At 70.8% G+C, this 17006-nt stretch carries 10 protein-coding genes; 6 read left to right on the top strand and 4 right to left on the bottom strand.

The genetic code is table 11. From position 1 onward, the window contains the following. Positions 1-196: 196 nt before the first annotated feature. Entirely contained in the window at positions 197-1837 is a 1641-nt protein-coding gene (locus tag LUX31_RS14010) for a hypothetical protein (RefSeq protein ID WP_235475112.1), read from the bottom strand. A gap of 234 nt (positions 1838-2071) precedes the next feature. Between LUX31_RS14010 and LUX31_RS14005 the strand changes: the two genes are divergently transcribed. The 3 genes from LUX31_RS14005 (at position 2072) to LUX31_RS13995 (ending at position 12459) form a co-directional block, all read left to right on the top strand. Continuing rightward, the gene (locus LUX31_RS14005; RefSeq protein ID WP_235475111.1) at positions 2072-7573 is read left to right on the top strand and encodes a hypothetical protein; all 5502 of its coding nucleotides are present in this window, start codon (positions 2072-2074) and stop codon (positions 7571-7573) included. Between the two features lie 103 nt (positions 7574-7676). Beyond that, positions 7677-7973, top strand: a complete 297-nt coding sequence (locus LUX31_RS14000) for a hypothetical protein (protein ID WP_235475110.1) — start codon at positions 7677-7679, stop codon at positions 7971-7973. 103 nt (positions 7974-8076) lie between these two features. Beyond that, on the top strand, positions 8077-12459 hold the full coding sequence (locus LUX31_RS13995) for an FtsK/SpoIIIE domain-containing protein (protein WP_235475109.1): 4383 nt from the start codon (positions 8077-8079) through the stop codon (positions 12457-12459). A gap of 102 nt (positions 12460-12561) precedes the next feature. Here the strand turns inward: LUX31_RS13995 and LUX31_RS13990 are convergent, their stop codons facing one another. Continuing rightward, a complete protein-coding gene (locus tag LUX31_RS13990; protein WP_235475108.1) occupies positions 12562-13179 on the bottom strand; it encodes a hypothetical protein in 618 nt (205 codons plus the stop codon). Between the two features lie 53 nt (positions 13180-13232). Next, a complete protein-coding gene (locus tag LUX31_RS13985; RefSeq protein ID WP_235475107.1) occupies positions 13233-13517 on the bottom strand; it encodes a hypothetical protein in 285 nt (94 codons plus the stop codon). 327 nt (positions 13518-13844) lie between these two features. Here LUX31_RS13985 and LUX31_RS13980 point away from each other — a divergent pair, with 327 nt between their 5' ends. After that, positions 13845-14414, top strand: a complete 570-nt coding sequence (locus LUX31_RS13980; RefSeq protein WP_235475106.1) for a sigma-70 family RNA polymerase sigma factor — start codon at positions 13845-13847, stop codon at positions 14412-14414. Further along, complete coding sequence (locus tag LUX31_RS13975) at positions 14411-15106, top strand: anti-sigma factor family protein (protein WP_235475105.1); 696 nt, start codon at positions 14411-14413, stop codon at positions 15104-15106. The genes LUX31_RS13980 and LUX31_RS13975 overlap by 4 nt, the downstream gene beginning before the upstream one ends. 185 nt (positions 15107-15291) lie before the next feature. On the opposite strand, the gene LUX31_RS13970 is transcribed toward LUX31_RS13975, so the two are convergent. Then, positions 15292-15762 (bottom strand): COG4315 family predicted lipoprotein, encoded by a 471-nt coding sequence (locus LUX31_RS13970; protein ID WP_235475104.1) that lies wholly within the window; start codon positions 15760-15762, stop codon positions 15292-15294. A 209-nt stretch (positions 15763-15971) separates the two neighbouring features. On the opposite strand from LUX31_RS13970, the gene LUX31_RS13965 reads away from it, so the two are divergent. Further along, positions 15972-16925, top strand: coding sequence for a CHRD domain-containing protein (locus LUX31_RS13965; protein WP_235475103.1), 954 nt, complete (start codon positions 15972-15974; stop codon positions 16923-16925). Positions 16926-17006: the final 81 nt, after the last annotated feature.

The raw sequence follows: 17006 nt of genomic DNA, 5'->3' as shown, positions 1-17006 counted from the left end.
GGAGGACCAGACAACCGCCGGGACGGAGTTCTTCGCGGACCGGCCGTTATCCGGTCACGGAATTCCTTCCGGGGCTTTCCTCCGGGACTTTTTCCCTCCGCCGCTCTTTTCCGCTGTATCCGCTGCTGCCATCAACACGGCCCCCGCGGGAAGGGGGTTCAGTTCCAGGATATTTGTTTCGAAGATTTTTTACGGGTCACACGCGGCCGGAGCCGATACCGGCCAGGGCCTGTGTCGGGACCGTCACCCGCAGGCCGAGAACGCCCAGATCCACCGTGCCGTCCGGCTCGGCGTACCAGCGCCAGTGCGCCCCGGGCACATCGCCCACCGTGAGGACGATCCAGCCACCGCCGTCCGGCGTCGCCAGTTCCGCGAGCGCCCGCGCCTCGTCGCCCGTCGAGGGCTGAAGCAGCATGATCAGCCCGGTCGCCTCGCCCGTACGGCCCGCGCCGCGCACCAGGCCGACGCCCAACTCCTCGGCGGCGCTGAGCACTTCGGCCGGGGCCCGGCCCTTGACCTCCGCCACGGAAGGGACCCGGACCAGACCGTGCACGCCCGGCAGCACGGTCGCGTTCGGGTCCACCGCCACCACCACGGTACCCTGGCGGGGCAGTTCCAGCAGTCCGCGTACGAGCATCGCCACCGTGTCCTGGGCCACGCCGAGGTCGCCGCGCACGCTCAACGAACCATTGATCTGGCCGAGGTCGACCATGACCTGGGCGCCGCGGTCGTTGATGCCGACCCGGGCGAGCAGCGGGAGGTCCGGTGCGTCGTCCGGGCTGTCGGCCTCGATGACCGTCGGCAGCCCGGCGCGCTCCCAGCTGGTGGGCGCGACGGCGGTCCACGGCGACGGTGCCTCGGCCGCGCCGGACACCGAGGCCAGCAGCTTGGCCGGCTCGGCCTGCACGCTGTAGACGCGGACCGGGCCGCCCGCGCCCGGCTGGTCGGCCCGTACGAGCTCGCGCAGCGCCTGACGCACCATCACCGGGGTGCGGCTGTCCGCCGCCAGCCGCCGGGCCAGTACCCCACGCCTGCGGCGGCGCAGCGCCAGGGCCATGCCGCGGGGCAGCCGGGGACGCAGCACCCGAGCGCCCCGGGCGATTCCGGATCCCGTCCTTCGCGCGGCCCGGCCGAGCGGCCGACGGGCGACGATCATCACGGTCAGCCCGGCGACGCCGCCGACTCCGCCGATGAGCACCGGCAGGGACACCCGGTCGCCGATGGACGCGAAGGGGTTGGCCGACCGGGAGTTGTTCACGGCGGTGGCCGGCGCGGACTGCGCGGGCGAGGGTGCCGCCGACGGGTTCTGCGCCGGGGCGCCGGCCGTGTCTCCCGCCACCGGTTCCTCGGGAAGTACGCCGAACTGGACGTCCGGGCCCTCGGCGTCGGCGGGCAGCAGCAGTGCGAACCCCGGCGTGGTCTGGTCGGGGCTCGCGAAGATCTCGCCGTTGGGCAGCACACGCCCGGTGTTGAGGACCAGGATCTCGTCGAACCGGTTGCCGTCGCCGAGCGTCCTGGCGGCGATGTTGAACAGGATGTCGGGTTCGCCGCCGTTCTCGGCCGGAGTCTTCACGACGTAGAACTTGGTCACTTCGTCGGCGACCCGCAGCACGGCGCCGGGCCGTCCGCCGGCGGCCCGTACGGCAGGCAGCGCCGCCGGCAGCGTGAGCGGCCGTGCCTGCGACAGCTCGGCCGGCCGTGCCGACGCCGACGGTACCGACAGGCCCGTCGGCGCGAGCGCGTACGCCGTGGCGGGCAGCGCCATCGAGGCGGCCAGCGCGAACCCGCACACCATGGCCAGCCGCGTCGAGTCGCGCCGGCGGCGTGCGTCGGGCATGGCCGGTGACGGCTGTGTCCGGGGCATCGTCCCCGGGTTCGGGGGGGTTGGGGCGTCTCGCATCTTTCTCGTCCTCCTCCAGCAGTTCCGCGGACGCGCACTCCCGGCGCGTCGGCGAGCACACGGCCGGGGGACCCGAGTCGGTTCAACGCCGGAGCGATTCCGTTTGAACCAGGCGGCTCCGACACCCGTTTCTGGCACCGCTGAGTCGATTGATGAGCGGGGAGGACGGAAATGGCGCGACGACACCCGACCGGGTGGGAGGTTCTGGGGTTCTCCGAGGACCCCACCCCGGGCGATCCGGAAGCGATCCGAAACCTGTCGAGGAACTATCGCGAACTCGGGGACGGCGCAGGTGAGGCGCTCGGCCTGCTGCGCGACGACGGGCGGATCAGACAGGGCAAGGGGCAGGCCATGGACGCTCTGAAGGAGCGGATCAAGGAGCTGCCGGGGATGCTGGAGGACACCCGGGACTCGTTCCAGCGTGCCGCCACCGCGTACGACGACTACGCCAACACGCTCACCGAGGCGCAGTCGATGCTGGACCGGGCGATCGATCAGGGCCAGGAGGTGGCGGCCACCGCGAACGCGGAGCCTCCGGCACAGGCTCCGCCGGACGCCACCCCGGAGCAGGTCGAGGCCCGCGAGGGCGAGGTCAACCGGATCAACGGGGCGAAGCAGCAGCTCTCGGCGGCGCAGTCGCTGGGGCGGGACGCGGAGCGGCTGCGGGAGGACGGGTCCCGCCGGGCGTCGGTCGTCCTGGACGACGCGGCGTCGAAGTCCATCCCGGAGCGGGGGTTCTTCAAGAAGATCGGGGACTTCCTCGCGGACAACCCGTTCCTGGAGATCATCGCGGGCATCCTGGTCGGGATCATCTCCGTCTTCCTGCCGTTCGTGGGCGTCCTCCTGGGCGCGATCGTGTTCGGCCTCACGCTCATCAGGATGGCCTCCCAGGGCAAGTTCGACGTGGGCGAGATCGTGATCGGCCTGCTGACCCTGGTGCCCGGCGGGGTGCTCCTCGGCGGTCTCGGCAAGCTCGGTCTCACCGGAGCCAAGCTGGCGAAGATCGCTCCGGCCCTGGCCAAGCTGGGCAAGGGGGCCGGGACGATCTCGGCGGGTCTGACGAAGATCATCCAGGGATCGACCCTCATCCGGAAGGTCATCAACCCGCTGAGCAAGGGGCTCGCCGGGACCGGTCTCAAGATCACCCCGGGGCTCGCGCTGGCCGGCAAGGTGGGCATCGACGTCGCCACCGACTTCGGGCTCGGCCTCGCGGCCGCGGGTATCACGGCGGCGGCCGACAAGAAGAAGTTCGACATCGGCGGCGCCGCGCTGGGCGGGCTGATCGGCGCGGCCACCGGCGGTGTGCTGGGCGCCTTCGGCGGCACGAAGTTCGCCAACAGCATCAAGAACGCCTTCACCATCAAGGGCAAGTTCAAGAGCAACATCGACAAGGCGTTCTCGCCGCAGAGCCTGGGCATCACCAACGGTACGTTCAAGCCCGGCGACATCCTGTTCGTCAACGGCCTGGAGCTGCCCCAGAAGATCGGCTTCAACGGCATCAACAGCAGTACGACGGTGGACGCGGGGACCGGGGCACTCAAGACGAAGGTCTCCACCCCGGACGGCACGAAGACCGAGACCAAGATCACCCCGGCGGCGCAGAAGCCGGACCTGGTCGGTGACGGGCTGCCGTTCTTCGAGCCGCCGGACCCGGTCACCTCGACCAAGACCACCACGCCCGACGGATTCACCTCCGAGACCACGGGCGGCGCGAACACCATCAAGAGCCCGGTCGGGGACATCATCACCTCGAACGGCACACAGACCACGATCACGACACCGCTCGCCGGGCCGGGCCTCGGCCAGAAGACGAGCGACGTCGTCTTCGCCCCCTTCGCCCCGGGCTTCAAGGACAAGCCCACGATCGACACCGAGCTGACGCCGGGCGGCGGCTTCAAGACCTCCGGCTCGTTCGGTGACATCTCCACCGTGGGCAACGGCGGTCCGACGGTGATCAACCCGCCCACCGTTCCCGGCGCGGACCCGGCGGTCGTGATACCGCCGAACTTCACCATCGACGGCAACGGGATCACCACGCCCAGCGGTATCACCGTCAACGACCAGGGCGCCTTCACCACCGTCTCGGGCGACGGCTTCTCGATCGGGAACGGGAACAACACCACCTCGGTGTTCAACAACCCGAACCCCGCGAACGGCGTCGCGCCCGTGATCACGCACGACCCGGCGACCGGCGTCATCGACATCGATCTGGGCAACAACACCGCGATCAACGCCAACACGGGAATCGGCAACGGCTCGATCACGGTGAACGGCGGCAGCCCGGTCGACATCGACAACGTGGGCAACATCACCGTCACCAACAACCAGGGCGGCAACCAGACCGTCACCGTGCCCCCGGCGAACAGTGCCGCGCCGGTGACCGTGGTCGACGGCAACGTCACCACCAGTCTCCCGCCGGGCGGCGGCGCCACCATCACGACCCCGAACGGGGCCGGAAACATCACGACGACCCTCGACAACACCGGCTTCACGGTGAACACGGGGGCGCCCAACCCCAGCACCGTCCAGTTCAACGGCCCCGCCGGAACACTCGACGTGACGCCGGGCACCGGTCAGCCGATCACCGTGAGCCCCAACGGCGGCGTGCAGGTGGACGGCATCACGACCACCCCGAACGGCGGCGGCACCATCGAGGCGGCGGGCAAGTCGATCGCCTTCACCCCGGACAAGGCCACCTTCACCACGAACGACACCTCGTTCGACGTGGGTACGAACGGTGCCTTCGACATCGGCAACATCTCGCAGTCGCCGACCGGAACGATCACCACGCCCACCAGCACGACCGTGGTGAACCCCGACGGATCCGCCGTACTGACCACCGACGGCCAGCAGTTCACCATCGGCAAGGACGGCACGATCGCCCCGATCGACACCGGTGCCGGTACGACAGGCACCCCCGGCACCAGCACCGCGGGCGATCCCGGCACCAGCACGGCGGGTGGGACCGATCGCCCGCCGACGCCTCCGCCCCCGCTCCCGCAGCCCGCGGTCGGCAGTCCGGTGACCCTGGGCGACGCGACCATCGGTGTCGACGGCGCCGGCGGGTCCACCATCACCTTCAAGGGCGACAACGACACCACGGTGTCGGTGAACAACGGCAACACCACCGTCAACTCGGGCTCGTTCCAGGTGACCACCACCCCGAACGGCATCACGGCGACGAACACCACCGGCTTCACCCCGGTCCAGTTCAGCTCCACCGTCACCAACGGCGGCACCACCTTCACCGCCGGCCACGGCAACACCACCGTCAGCACCGGCACCAACAACGGAACCGGACTCCCCACCACCGTCACCGGCCCCGGCACCCAGCCCGGTGTCACCGTGACCCCGGCCGGCGACGGCAACCCGACGACGGTCACCACCACCGACGGCTCCACCTCCACCCTGACCGGGAACGGCGCCCAGACCGACGTGGGCACCACCCCCGTCGCCACCGCGGGCACGGACAACGACGGTGCCCTCACCACCCAGGCCCCCGCGGGCGGCAGTACGACAGTCGTCAACAACCCGGACGGCACCACCGTCGCCACCGACAACACCAACAACTTCGGTGTCGGCAACAACAAGACGGTGACCGACGGCCCGGTCACCGTCACCCCCGGCACCACCGGCGCCGGCAACACCCCGACCGCCGACATCACCAACACCGGCACCGGTACGCAGGCCACGCTCACCAACAGCGGGATCGACTCCCAGGGCATCACCACCAGCATCGACGCCGGCGGCAACGTCACCTTCACCAACCAGCCCGCGCCCGGCGCACCCACCACGACGACCACCTCGTCGCCCGACGGGTCGCTCACGACCAACGGCCCCGACAACACCACCGTCCAGGTGCCGAACCGGCCGGCGGGCCCGCCGCAGGGCGCCCCGGGAGCAGTCCCGCCCGCCGCCAACACCATCACCAACGGCAACGGCTCCACCATCGCCACGGACGGCACCGACATCACCCTGTCCCAGAACGGCTTCACCACGAAGTTCGACGGGAACAACGGCACGGTCACCACCGTCAGCGACAAGTCCGGCGTCGGTCACCAGGTCGACCCGGCGGGCCAGACGACCGTACTGAACTCGCCCAGCAAGGCCGACATCGCCGCCGACAACACCCAGGTGACGGTGAACACACCGGCGAACACGGGCTTCCTCGGCGGCCCGGAGTTCACCGGCGGCGAGAACACCCTGTCCAACGGGCCGAACGGCCCGACCATCACCACCCACGGCGCCGATCCGGTCGCCGAGCCGGGCACCACCGTCGTCCACGGCCCCAACGCGAACGGCCCGGACGGCGAGATCTCCGTCACATACGGGCCCGCCCAGGGCGAGTTCGCCCCGGGCGGTGTCACGGGCCTCGGCCCCGCACCCGGCGCGGGCGCCGACACGGCAGGCAATCCGGTCGGCACCAACCCGGGCGACACCCAGATCGGCACCGCGACGGGCGACGGTCAGGGCGCCATCAACGTGCCTGCCTTCGACGGCGGCGGCTCGATCCAGCACGAGGGAGGGTTCAACGGCAAGTCCACCGTGGACACGGGCACGGTCACCATCTCCAAGTCCCCCGGTACGCAGGACAACCCGCTGACCGCCGGCCAGAAGTCCGGTGTCGTCGACGGCCCGCTCAACCCGATCGACCCGGCCCCGGCCAACGGCCCGGAGACCTTCACCGTGGGCGGCAACGCGGGCAACGGCCCGACCGTCGAGATCCCGGTCCAGGGCGGTGGCTCCACCGTGCACGGCGGCGGCGACTCGTTCGACGTGAAGTCCACCGGGGACGGCACCTTCGAGGTGTCGGTGCCCGGCAGCACCAACCCGGGCGACACGGTCATCATCGGCCCGGACGGCACCCTGACCGGACCGAACGTCATCACTCCGCCGCCCCAGGTCGGCAACGGGCCGGTGCAGTTGCCGTCGGCGCCCCTGAGCAACGGCACCACCGTCACCGGCGGCGCGAACCCCTTCGTGACCAGCCCGCAGGGCGCGGCAGGACCGACGACCGCCTTCAACAACGGCACGGCCACCACCACCGACGGGGCCGGCACGACCATCACCCAGAACCCCGACGGCACCGCCAACTTCCAGTCCGACACGCCCGATCAGGCCGGCGGCAACCAGACGACCAACCTCGACATCGGCAACGACGGCGTCTCAGGCACCGTCACCACCACCGACGGCGCGGGGAACCAGAGCACGTTCAACGTCGACGCGGGCGAGAGCGGCGCGATCAAGGTGAAGGACGGGGCCGGCCAGTCCACCGAGCTGGACGCCTCCGGGGGATTCCAGCAGAACCACTCGCCCGTCCACGACTACTACGCCAACACCAGCGGCCCCGACTCGGTGACCGATCTCAACGTCTACGGCTACGAGGCGGTCACCAGCGCCATCAAGGGCGCCATCGGCAACCTCGCCACCGCGGGCTTCCAGATCGCGGGCGGCACGGACCAGCAGACCGCGCTGGAGAACGCCGGCATCAAGACCGGTCTCGGTGTGGGCAATTCGCTGGCCAACAAGAAGCTGGAGAACGACTACATCTTCAAGACGAAGGCACCCGAGGTGGCCCTCGCCATTCTCCCGACGAAGTTCATCGCCGGCATCAACAACAACGAGCACACGGACCTCAATCCGGCCCCCACGAAATTCCCCACGAACCAGTGAACCCGTCCGGCACCCGCCTCGTGTTCATGGTGCCTGACCGACAACGTAAAGAAATCCAAGCAGGAATCCAAGCAGCAGTCCGAACAGAAACGGGAGAATCCCCATGGCCGACTACATCGTCAACGACGAGAAGACCGCCGCTGCCGCCGCCTCCACGATGAACGAGTACGACATCGCGATCGCCCAGCTGCGGAAGATCAAGACCGATCTCGACACCCTGACGCAGGACGGCTACAACACGCCCTCGGCGAGGAACGACTTCCAGCCCTTCGTCGAGGAGTTCATGGGCAGCTACGAGAAGGTCACCGAGGGCCTGACCGGCATCTCCGCCTACGTCAAGGCGGTCGGTGACGGCTTCAACAAGCTCGACACCGACATGGGCGCCAGCCTCCGCGGCTGATCACCCACCTCTCTGCCCCGGGCCGGGCCGGACCCCAGTGGTCCGGCCCGGCCCGATCGGGTCCGACCGTCCCCACCTCACGTGTGCCTTAGGAGCGCCGACCATGCGTCTGACCGTCACCGCAGTCGACCCGCAGCAGGGACAGACCGCGGACATCATGATCGAAGCCGATCCGGCGGTTCCGGTCGGTGAACTCGCCGAGGAGCTGCATCAGCGGCTGCGCGGCGGCACCCCCGAGGAGCCGCCGGCCCTCTTCCTGGGAACCACCCCGCTCCCGCCCGAACTCCCGGTGGGCACCGCCGAGTTGCGCTCCGGCAGCCTGCTGGCACTGGACGCGCCGGTCGCCGTGCCCGGCCGCGAGCCGGACGGAGTCGCGGAGCTGAGAGCGATCGGCGGCCCCGACGCCGGCGCCGTGTTCCGGCTGCCGCCGGGCGACTACGAGATCGGCTCCGCGGACGGCTGCCGGATCCGGCTCGCCGCCGACTCCCTCGCGAAGAGGGCCGCCCGGCTCAAGGTGACCGCCGACGGCACCGTGACGGTCACCCCCGTGGGACAGCAGACCCTGAAGGTCGACGACATCCCGGCGCCGGCCTGGACCCGCTGCCCGGCCGGCTCGGTGATCTCCCTCGGCCCGGTCCTGCTGGAGCTGGCCGCGCCCTCGGTCCCCGATGCCGCGCTGCAGCCCTCGCCGGACGGCGTCGGCCTCGACTACAACCGTCCGCCCCGGCTCCTTCCGCCGCCGGTGCAGAACCGGTTCCGGCTGCCCGCCCCGCCGTCCAAACCGGCCAACTTCAAGCTTCAACTCACCCTGATCTTCGCCCCGTTGCTCATGGCGGCGGTCTCCGTCCTGATCTTCAACAACCTCAGGTTCCTGGTCTTCGGTCTGCTGTCCCCGATCATCGCGATCGTCGGCCAGCTGGCCAACAAGCGCCGCGGCAAGGAGACATACGCCGAGCAGCTCGCGGAGTACGAGAGGAAGAAGGCCGAGCTGGAACAGGACGTGGACGACGCCGTCCTGGCCGAGCAGCGGGCCCGCCGTGCGGCGAGCCCCGACCCGGCGGCCACGCTGCTCATCGCCGCCGGCCCGCGCCAGCGGCTGTGGGAACGCCGCTGGCGGGACGAGGACTTCCTGCTGATGCGGGTGGGGGTCGCCGACCGGCCCGCCTACCTGGAGCTGGAGGACCCCGCCGAGGCCGAGCACCGCCGCCGGATCACCCGGACCACCCATGCCGTGCCGGTGGCGGTACCGTTGCGCCGGGCCGGTGTCATGGGCATCGCCGGAGGCGCCGCCGCCGAACCCCTCGTACGCTGGCTGATCGCCCAGGCCGCCGCCCTGCACAGCCCCTCCGACCTGCGGATCTGCGTACTGTCCGGGTCCGGCGGCGCCGACCGCTGGTCCTGGGCGCACTGGCTGCCGCAGTGCGCGCCCCTCGGCGAGGACACGGTCAGCCTGATCGGCACCGGCGCCGAGTCCGTGGGCCGGCGGATCGCCGAGCTGAACGCGGTGATCGCCGCGAGGCGGGCCGCGGGCGACCGGGCCGCACGCGGCGGCGCGGTGGGTGAGCCGGACATGCTGGTCGTGCTGGACGGGGCCCGGCGGCTGCGCTCGCTCCCCGGCGTCATCCAGATCCTGCGCGAGGGCCCGGCCGTCGGCGTGTACGCGCTCTGCGTGGACGACGAGGCACGGCTGCTGCCCGAGGAGTGCCAGGCCGTCGCGGTGGCCGAGGCCGGCGGTCTGCTGCGGGTCGAGCAGGAGGGCGCCGACCCGGTCGACGGGGTACTGATGGACGCCCCCGGCCGGTCCTGGTCGGTGGGCGTCGCACGGGCCCTCGCCCCGATCCGGGACGTGGGCGACGACGCCGAGGAGAGTCTGCTGCCCACCTCCGCGCGGCTGTTGGACGTGCTCGGTCTCGAACCCCCCAAGCCGGACACGGTCGCCGCGGGCTGGGTCATCGCGGGCCGCACCACCCGGGCGGTCCTGGGTGAGGGCGTGGACGGGCCGTTCGCCGTCGATCTGGCCGCCGACGGCCCGCACGGGCTGATCGCGGGCACCACCGGCTCCGGCAAGTCCGAGCTGCTGCAGACCCTGGTGGCCTCGCTGGCCGTCGCCAACCGCCCGGACGAGCTGAACTTCGTGCTCATCGACTACAAGGGCGGCAGCGCCTTCGCCGAGTGCGAGGACCTGCCGCACACCGTCGGCATGGTCACCGACCTCGACACGCATCTGGTGGAGCGGGCCCTGGTGTCGCTGGGCGCCGAGCTCAGGCGGCGCGAGCGGATCCTCGCCGACGCCGCCGCCAAGGACATCGACGACTACACCGACAAGCGCGACCGCCGCCCCGAACTCGGCGCCCTGCCACGGCTCGTCATCGTCATCGACGAGTTCGCGTCCATGGTCCGGGAGCTCCCGGACTTCGTCTCCGGTCTGGTCAACATCGCCCAGCGGGGCCGCTCGCTCGGCATCCACCTGATGCTGGCCACCCAGCGCCCCTCGGGTGCCGTCACCGGCGACATCCGCGCCAACACCAACCTGCGGATCGCGCTGCGCACCACCGACACCTCCGAGAGCCGCGACATCATCGACGCACCGGACTCCGGCCAGCTGTCCCCGCGTACCCCCGGCCGGGCCTACGCGCGGCTCGGCCACGCGGCCCTGCTGCCCTTCCAGACCGGCCGGATCGGCGGTCGCCGCCCCGACACCTCGGTCGCCGAGGAGGACCGTCCGGCGCCTGTCCTCACCGAACTGCACTGGGAACTGCTGGGCGAACCGCTGCCCCGCGCCGCCCGGCAGGAGCGCGCCGTCCAGGCGGTGACCGACCTGTCGGTGCTGGTCGAGGCGGTGCGCGGCGCCGCCGAACAGCTCGCGGTGCCCGAGGCCCGCCGCCCCTGGCTGCCGCCGCTGCCCGACGCCCTGGTCCTCGCGGACCTTCCGGCGCCCGCGGCCGAGGAAGGGCGGCTGGCCCCGGTCGCGTACGGCCTGGTGGACCTGCCCGCCGAACAGGCGCAGCGCCAACTCGCCTTCGACCTCGACGGAACGGGCCATCTGCACATCATCGGCTCACCGCGCAGCGGCCGGTCCCAGACCCTGCGCACACTGGCCGCCGCCATCGCCGGGACGCACTCGTGCGCGGACGTTCATCTCTACGGCCTCGACTGCGGCAACGGAGCCCTGCGGGCACTGTCCCGACTCCCGCACTGCGGCGCGGTGGTGGACCGAGGTCAGACCGAGCGGGTGGTACGGCTGCTGACCCGGCTCACCGCCGAGGTCGGCCGTCGGCGGGGGCTGCTGGGCAAGCGCGGGGTGGCGGACCTCACCGAGCTGCGCCGGACCCTGCCCGAGGAGGAGCGACCGCCCCATCTGGTGCTGCTGGTCGACCGGTTCGAGGCGTTCGACCGTGACTTCAACACCTACGACCAGGGCAGCGTGATGGACAAGATGACGCTGCTGCTGCGCGAGGGCGCCGGCGTCGGTGTCCATGTGGTGGTGGCGGGCGACCGGGTGCTCGGCCAGGGCCGCTACTCCTCCTCGACCGAGGACAAGCTGGTGCTGCGCCTCAACGACCGCAACGACTACTCGACGGTGGGAGTCAGCTCACGCTCGATACCCGAGGATCTTCCGGCGGGCCGCGCTGTCCAGGTCAAGGACATCAGCGTCGCCCAGATCGCGCTGATCGAACCAGACCCCGGCGGCGCGGCCCAGGCGGAGGCCCTCGACCGGCTCGCCGAGCGGACCCGTGAACGGGACGCCGAAGTCCCGGAAACGCGGCGCCCGTTCCGGGTGGAGGTCCTGCCGGACCGGCTCACCTTCGACGAGGCCTGGCAGCGCAGGCAGCGCCCCGCCGAACTCTCCCCGCTGTGGGCGATGGTGGGCGTCGGAGGCGACGAACTGACCGCGAAGGGTACGGACATGACCGCGATCCCGTCCTTCATCGTGACCGGGCCGCCGCGCAGCGGCCGGAGCACGGTGCTGCTCACGATGGCCCGCTCGCTGCTCTCGCACGGCACGAAGATCGTGGTGATCGCGCCCCGCAACTCACCGATGCGCGCGCTGGCCGGGGTGCCGGGGGTGGTCGAGGTCTTCGAGGACTCCGATCTGGCGGTCGCGGACTTCCGGGCCGCGCTCGGCCGGGTCGACTCGCAGGCGGGCGGAATCCTGGTGGACGACGCCGAGATGCTGTTCAACTCGGAGATCGACGGCGATCTGGCGGCCCTCGCACGCGGCAACGCGGGTGACGGCTGGGGCCTGGTGGTGGCGGGCAACAACGAGGCGATGCTCAGCGGTGTCTCGGGCTGGCAGGCGGTCGTACGGCGCAACCGGTGCGGCGCGCTGCTGGCCCCGCGCTCCATCAGCGACGGGGAGGCCGTCGGCCAGCGGGTCCCGTACGGTCTGATCGGCGCGGACACGGAACCGGGCCGGGCCCATCTCCACCTGGGCGACGGACGCTTCGTCACGGTCCGCGTCCCGGACACCAAGTCGGCCTTGTAGAACGGGACTTCGGGCACCCGCCCGCAGCAACCGACGCACGGAGAAGGGCCCGGGTTCTTGAACCCGGGCCCTTCTCGACGGCGGTACGGCGGACGCGGGCGGTCAGCCCGCCATGGCCGGCGGTTCCTCCTCGCCGAAGGCGAACGTGGCCGTGATCGCGTCGAAGACGTCGTACAGCTGGTCCGCCAGCGGCAGGTTCGGGCTGAAGCAGGTGATGATGAGCGCCCGCCGCTCGTCCGGTACGGGCACCACCGTGTGCATGACCAGGATCTTGTAGCTGACCCCGTCGGTCAGCGCGCCCTCCTCCACGCCCACAAGGCGCCCGACCGGGCCCACCGCAGGCAGCTGTTCCGTCGTGAAGGTACGTGTCGTGCCCTTCTTCCGCTGCTTGCCGGTCGCCGAGAACTGCTGGGCGAGGGCGTACGCCGAGAAGTTCTCGCCGGGCGGCGGGGTCAGGCTGAAGACCATGACCCCGGCCATGAGCAGCCCGTCCTCGAACATCTGGGTGGTGCCGGCCGCGTAGACGGCACCGTGCCGCCGGGCGCCGTCCAGGATGCGCCGCAGCTGGCGGAAGGTCGCGTTGATCCGGTCCCGGCCGCCCTTGTCGGGGGTCTCGCGCAGGAGTTCCGCCCGCATCGGGGCGAGGCTGTCGCCGGAGAGGTCGTACTCGCTCCAGGTGTCCGGGATGGCGATCCCGAAGGTCACCGCGTCACTGCTCATGGCCAACTCGCTTTCGTCCGCTTGGGGTTGCATCACCGGTTCGTTGCCGGCCGCTACTGGCCGTTGCCTTCTTTGAGCTGTTGGCCCATGTCCCGGTCGGCGTCCTCGAAGGCCTTCACGATGGCCTCGCAGGCGTCCCTGAGGACCTTGCCGTTCCGTTTCAGCTGGAACCGGCCGTCGTTCCACTTCTTGTCGAAGTTGTCGCCCGAGCGCTCCAGCGGCGGACCGACGTCGGCGGCGTTGAAGCCCGAGGCCTTGGTCTCGACGAGTTCCATCACCCGTCCCAGGAGGTCGCGTACGCGCGCCACCTCGTCTCCCGGCATGTCGATTTCGGCCATGGTCCCTCCCGGCTCCCTTCGTTCCACTTCACTCGGTTCGAGCTTCGCGTCGTCCCAGGAACGGCTGGGAATCCGGCACGGTTCAATGCCGATGTCGTGCTCGTCCGACACGGCTCGTTCTGCCGCGCGGGCGGCGATCGCTCCACGTACAACCGGCCGGTGCTCCGCCGCCCGGACCGGGCCCGAACCGCCGGACGCACGGCACGTGAGGCGCGTCACATCGGGCTGGGGGTGAACCGGAATTGAACCGTCTCCGTCCGCCGCTCGTGTTCCCAGCGCATCAGCTCAGGAGAGCAACAGGAGAGCAGGAGAGGACGGAGTGAGTGGATGGCGGCTTTATGGTCCCGTGCTCGGCAGAGAACGAGCGACGAGGCACTGATCCGGGCTCTCTACGAGGAACACGGCAGAGCCCTGCTCGCCTACGCGCAGCGGCTCACCGGCGACCGCGGCGCCGCGGAGGACGTGGTCCAGGAGACGCTCATCCGGGCCTGGAAGAACCCCGATTCGCTGGTGAACGGCAAGGGCTCGGTGCGCGGTTGGCTGCTCACCGTGGCCCGCAACATCATCACCGACCGGTACCGGGCGAAGGCCGCCCGACCCACCGAGGTCGCCGAGTCTCCGGGCAGACCGCCGGTGGAGAAGGACCACGCGGACGCCGTGGTGGACTCGATGCTCGTCATGGAGGCGCTCGACCGGCTCTCCCCGGACCACCGGGACGTGCTGAGAGAGATCTACTTCCAGGGGCGGAGCGTCGCCGAGGCGGCGAAGGCCCTGGGAATACCGCCGGGAACGGTCAAATCCCGGTCACACTATGCCTTGAAGGCATTGCGTGAGATGTATGCGGACAACAAACCAAGAACAGCGAAGCTCGTCGCACTGAAGGAGGTGGCGGCATGAGCATTCAGCAGCATGACAGCGAACTGCTCGGCGCCTACGTCCTGGGCGCGCTCGTTGAGCAGGAGGTGCTGGCCGTCGACGAACATGTGGCGTCGTGCCAGAAGTGCCGCGACGAACTGGACGGGCTGCGGGAGTTGGAGTCCGCGCTGGGCGAGGTGCCGCCGGAGGCGTTCCTCGACGGTCCGCCCGAGGACGGCGACCTGATGCTCCAGCGCACGCTGCGACAGGCCCGCGGCGAGCGCGACGGCGCGGAGCGGCGACGTTGGAGCGCCATGGCGGCGGTCGCGGCGGTCGTGGCGGCGGCGGTGCTGGGCGGCGGCGTACTGATCGGGCAGAGCTCCGGTGGCGAGAAGGTCGATGCACTGCCCTCACCGACGTCGACTCCCGTGGCCGGTACCAAGGTGGCCTCGGGCACGAGCGCCGAGACGGGCAGCACCATGGCGGTACGGGTCACCCCGGCCGCCGACTGGGTCCGGATCAACGCCGCGGTCAAGGGCATCCCGGTCGGCGAACTGTGCCGGCTGATCGTGGTGACCAAGGACGGCAGTCGCGAGGTGGCCGGCAGTTGGCTCACCGCCGACGAGGCGAAGGGCGCCAATCTCGACGGATCGGCGGCCGTGCGGGTCGACGAGATCGCCGAAATCCGGGTGGAGAACGACAAGGGCAAGGAATATGTGACCGCACGCATCTGAGAATGTGGCGAGGCCGGTCCGACCGCGTAAGCGAAACCACGCGGTCGGACCGGCCCTTTTCTGGACCGCCCTTTTCTGGACCGCCCTTTTCAGGACCGCCCTTTTCTGGACCGGTATGCCGAAGGGGCGGCCCGCACCCTGTGGTGCCGCGCCGCCCCATCCCCTTCTCATTTCTCGATACCGCGTTACTCCTTGATCATTTTGCCGTCCGCCTTCACCACGAACCACTCCCCGTCCAGCCCCTGCCCGTTGACGTCGCCGGGAGCCGCGTCGCCCACGTAGTAGTACAGCGGCCAGTCCCCGTACGTCGCCTGGACCGCGCCTCCGGCGTTCCTGGCCTCGCCCAGCAGCGCCTTGTCCGTACCGGGCCCTGCCGTGGCCGCGGCGGTGCTGGTCAGCGCGGGCCATACGGCGATGCAGTCGGCGTCGCAGCTGCCGGCGCCCGCCTTGTCCTTGGTGAAGGCGTACAGCGTGCGCCCGTCCTGGTCGACCAGGATGTCGCCGAGGCCGGAGCCGGCCACCTCGACCGACGTACTGGCGGAACCCTTCCCCGAAGAGGAGGCGCCGCCCGTCTCCTTCTCCCTGTCGGCTCCGCCGCAGGCGGACAGGCTCAGCAGGGCGAGGGGAATCGCGACCAGAGTGATTCGTGCGCGCATGATTGTCGACCGTCCTTGTTCAGTCAGGAATCCGGATGGGAACTCGCGAAATCGCGTTGCGGATTCCCACACGTGCGCGCGGCAGGAGTGGTTCAGTCGGGCCGCGATCCGCACTTCTCCGGATCTCCGTTGAACCTTCCAGGGCTCACGCTCGTGGACCGGTCGTGAATCGAATCCGTTCTCGACGTGTCCTCGGAAGGGGAAAGAAAATGCGCGGTTTCCCGATGGCGGCCGTAGTCGCCGGCGCTCTGCTCGTCGGTGCCGCCGGCGCGCCGGCCGTGGCCGACGACCATGCCGGCCACAGTGGCGCCGCCACGGTCTCCTCCTCGGCTCCCACCCGGCTGACGTCCGTGTCGGCGGGCGCCCCGGCCATGTCACTCATCGCCCAGCTCGACGGCGCCCAGGAAGTGCCCGCGCCCAACGGTCCGGCGGTCGGCGACCAGGACGGCAAGGCCGTCGCCCTGATCAAGGTCAAGGGCGACCGCATCACCTTCGCCCTGACCTGGAACGGCATCGACACCCCCACCCTCGGCCACATCCATGAGGGCAAGGCAGGGGCCAACGGCGATGTCAGGGCCGGTCTGTTCACCACCGCCATGCCCGCCGGTGTCCACTCCGCCGCCGGCCAGACCGCGATCACCGACGCCGCCCTCGCCGAGCGGCTGCGCACCGACCCGAGCGGCTTCTACGTCAACCTGCACAGCGCGGAGTTCCCCGGCGGAGCGGTCCGCGGCCAACTCAAGCCGTTCGGCAAGGCGATCAACCCGCTCAGCATCATCCGAGGCGGCAAACTCCGCGCTCTCGCCGACGGCGGCCAGGAGATCCCGGCCGACGACCCGGCCGCCGCGGGTGACCCGGACGGCCACGCCGTGGCCTTCGTCTACCCCGGCCAGGGCATGGTCGGTTACTCCGTGGCCTGGGTCAACATCGCGGCCCCGGTCGCCGGCCACATCCACGAGGGCGTCCTGGGCAAGAACGGTGATGTGAAGGTCCCGCTCTTCACCACCCCCGCCCCGGAGAACATCTTCGCCCTCTCCGGCGCGGTCCCGGTGCCGGACGCCGCGACGGTTCAGCAACTGAAGAAGAACCCCACCGCCTTCTACGCCAACGTCCACACCGCGGAGTTCCCCGACGGAGCGGTCCGCGGTCAGCTCTTCCGCTGAACGCGGCTCGGCCACCGGGGCCGACCGACGCGAGCAGCACGAAGGCGTTGTCGACGGTGAGGACTTCGGCGGCGGCCGGCT

The organism is Streptomyces sp. GQFP (assembly GCF_021545335.1).
Classification (GTDB): domain Bacteria; phylum Actinomycetota; class Actinomycetes; order Streptomycetales; family Streptomycetaceae; genus Streptomyces.
Note: the sequence above shows the minus strand (reverse complement) of the source record. Positions and strands in the feature narration are given on the sequence as shown.

What these genes read in the sequence shown, in the direction of transcription:
- LUX31_RS13980 (WP_235475106.1), top strand. Translation starts at nt 13,845, where the DNA reads ATGGCGGCTTTATGGTCCCGTGCTCGGCAGAGAACGAGCGACGAGGCA.
- LUX31_RS14010 (WP_235475112.1), bottom strand. Translation starts at nt 1,837, where the DNA reads ATGCCCGACGCACGCCGCCGGCGCGACTCGACGCGGCTGGCCATGGTG.
- LUX31_RS13975 (WP_235475105.1), top strand. Translation starts at nt 14,411, where the DNA reads ATGAGCATTCAGCAGCATGACAGCGAACTGCTCGGCGCCTACGTCCTG.
- LUX31_RS14005 (WP_235475111.1), top strand. Translation starts at nt 2,072, where the DNA reads ATGGCGCGACGACACCCGACCGGGTGGGAGGTTCTGGGGTTCTCCGAG.
- LUX31_RS13995 (WP_235475109.1), top strand. Translation starts at nt 8,077, where the DNA reads ATGCGTCTGACCGTCACCGCAGTCGACCCGCAGCAGGGACAGACCGCG.
- LUX31_RS14000 (WP_235475110.1), top strand. Translation starts at nt 7,677, where the DNA reads ATGGCCGACTACATCGTCAACGACGAGAAGACCGCCGCTGCCGCCGCC.
- LUX31_RS13970 (WP_235475104.1), bottom strand. Translation starts at nt 15,762, where the DNA reads ATGCGCGCACGAATCACTCTGGTCGCGATTCCCCTCGCCCTGCTGAGC.
- LUX31_RS13990 (WP_235475108.1), bottom strand. Translation starts at nt 13,179, where the DNA reads ATGAGCAGTGACGCGGTGACCTTCGGGATCGCCATCCCGGACACCTGG.
- LUX31_RS13985 (WP_235475107.1), bottom strand. Translation starts at nt 13,517, where the DNA reads ATGGCCGAAATCGACATGCCGGGAGACGAGGTGGCGCGCGTACGCGAC.
- LUX31_RS13965 (WP_235475103.1), top strand. Translation starts at nt 15,972, where the DNA reads ATGCGCGGTTTCCCGATGGCGGCCGTAGTCGCCGGCGCTCTGCTCGTC.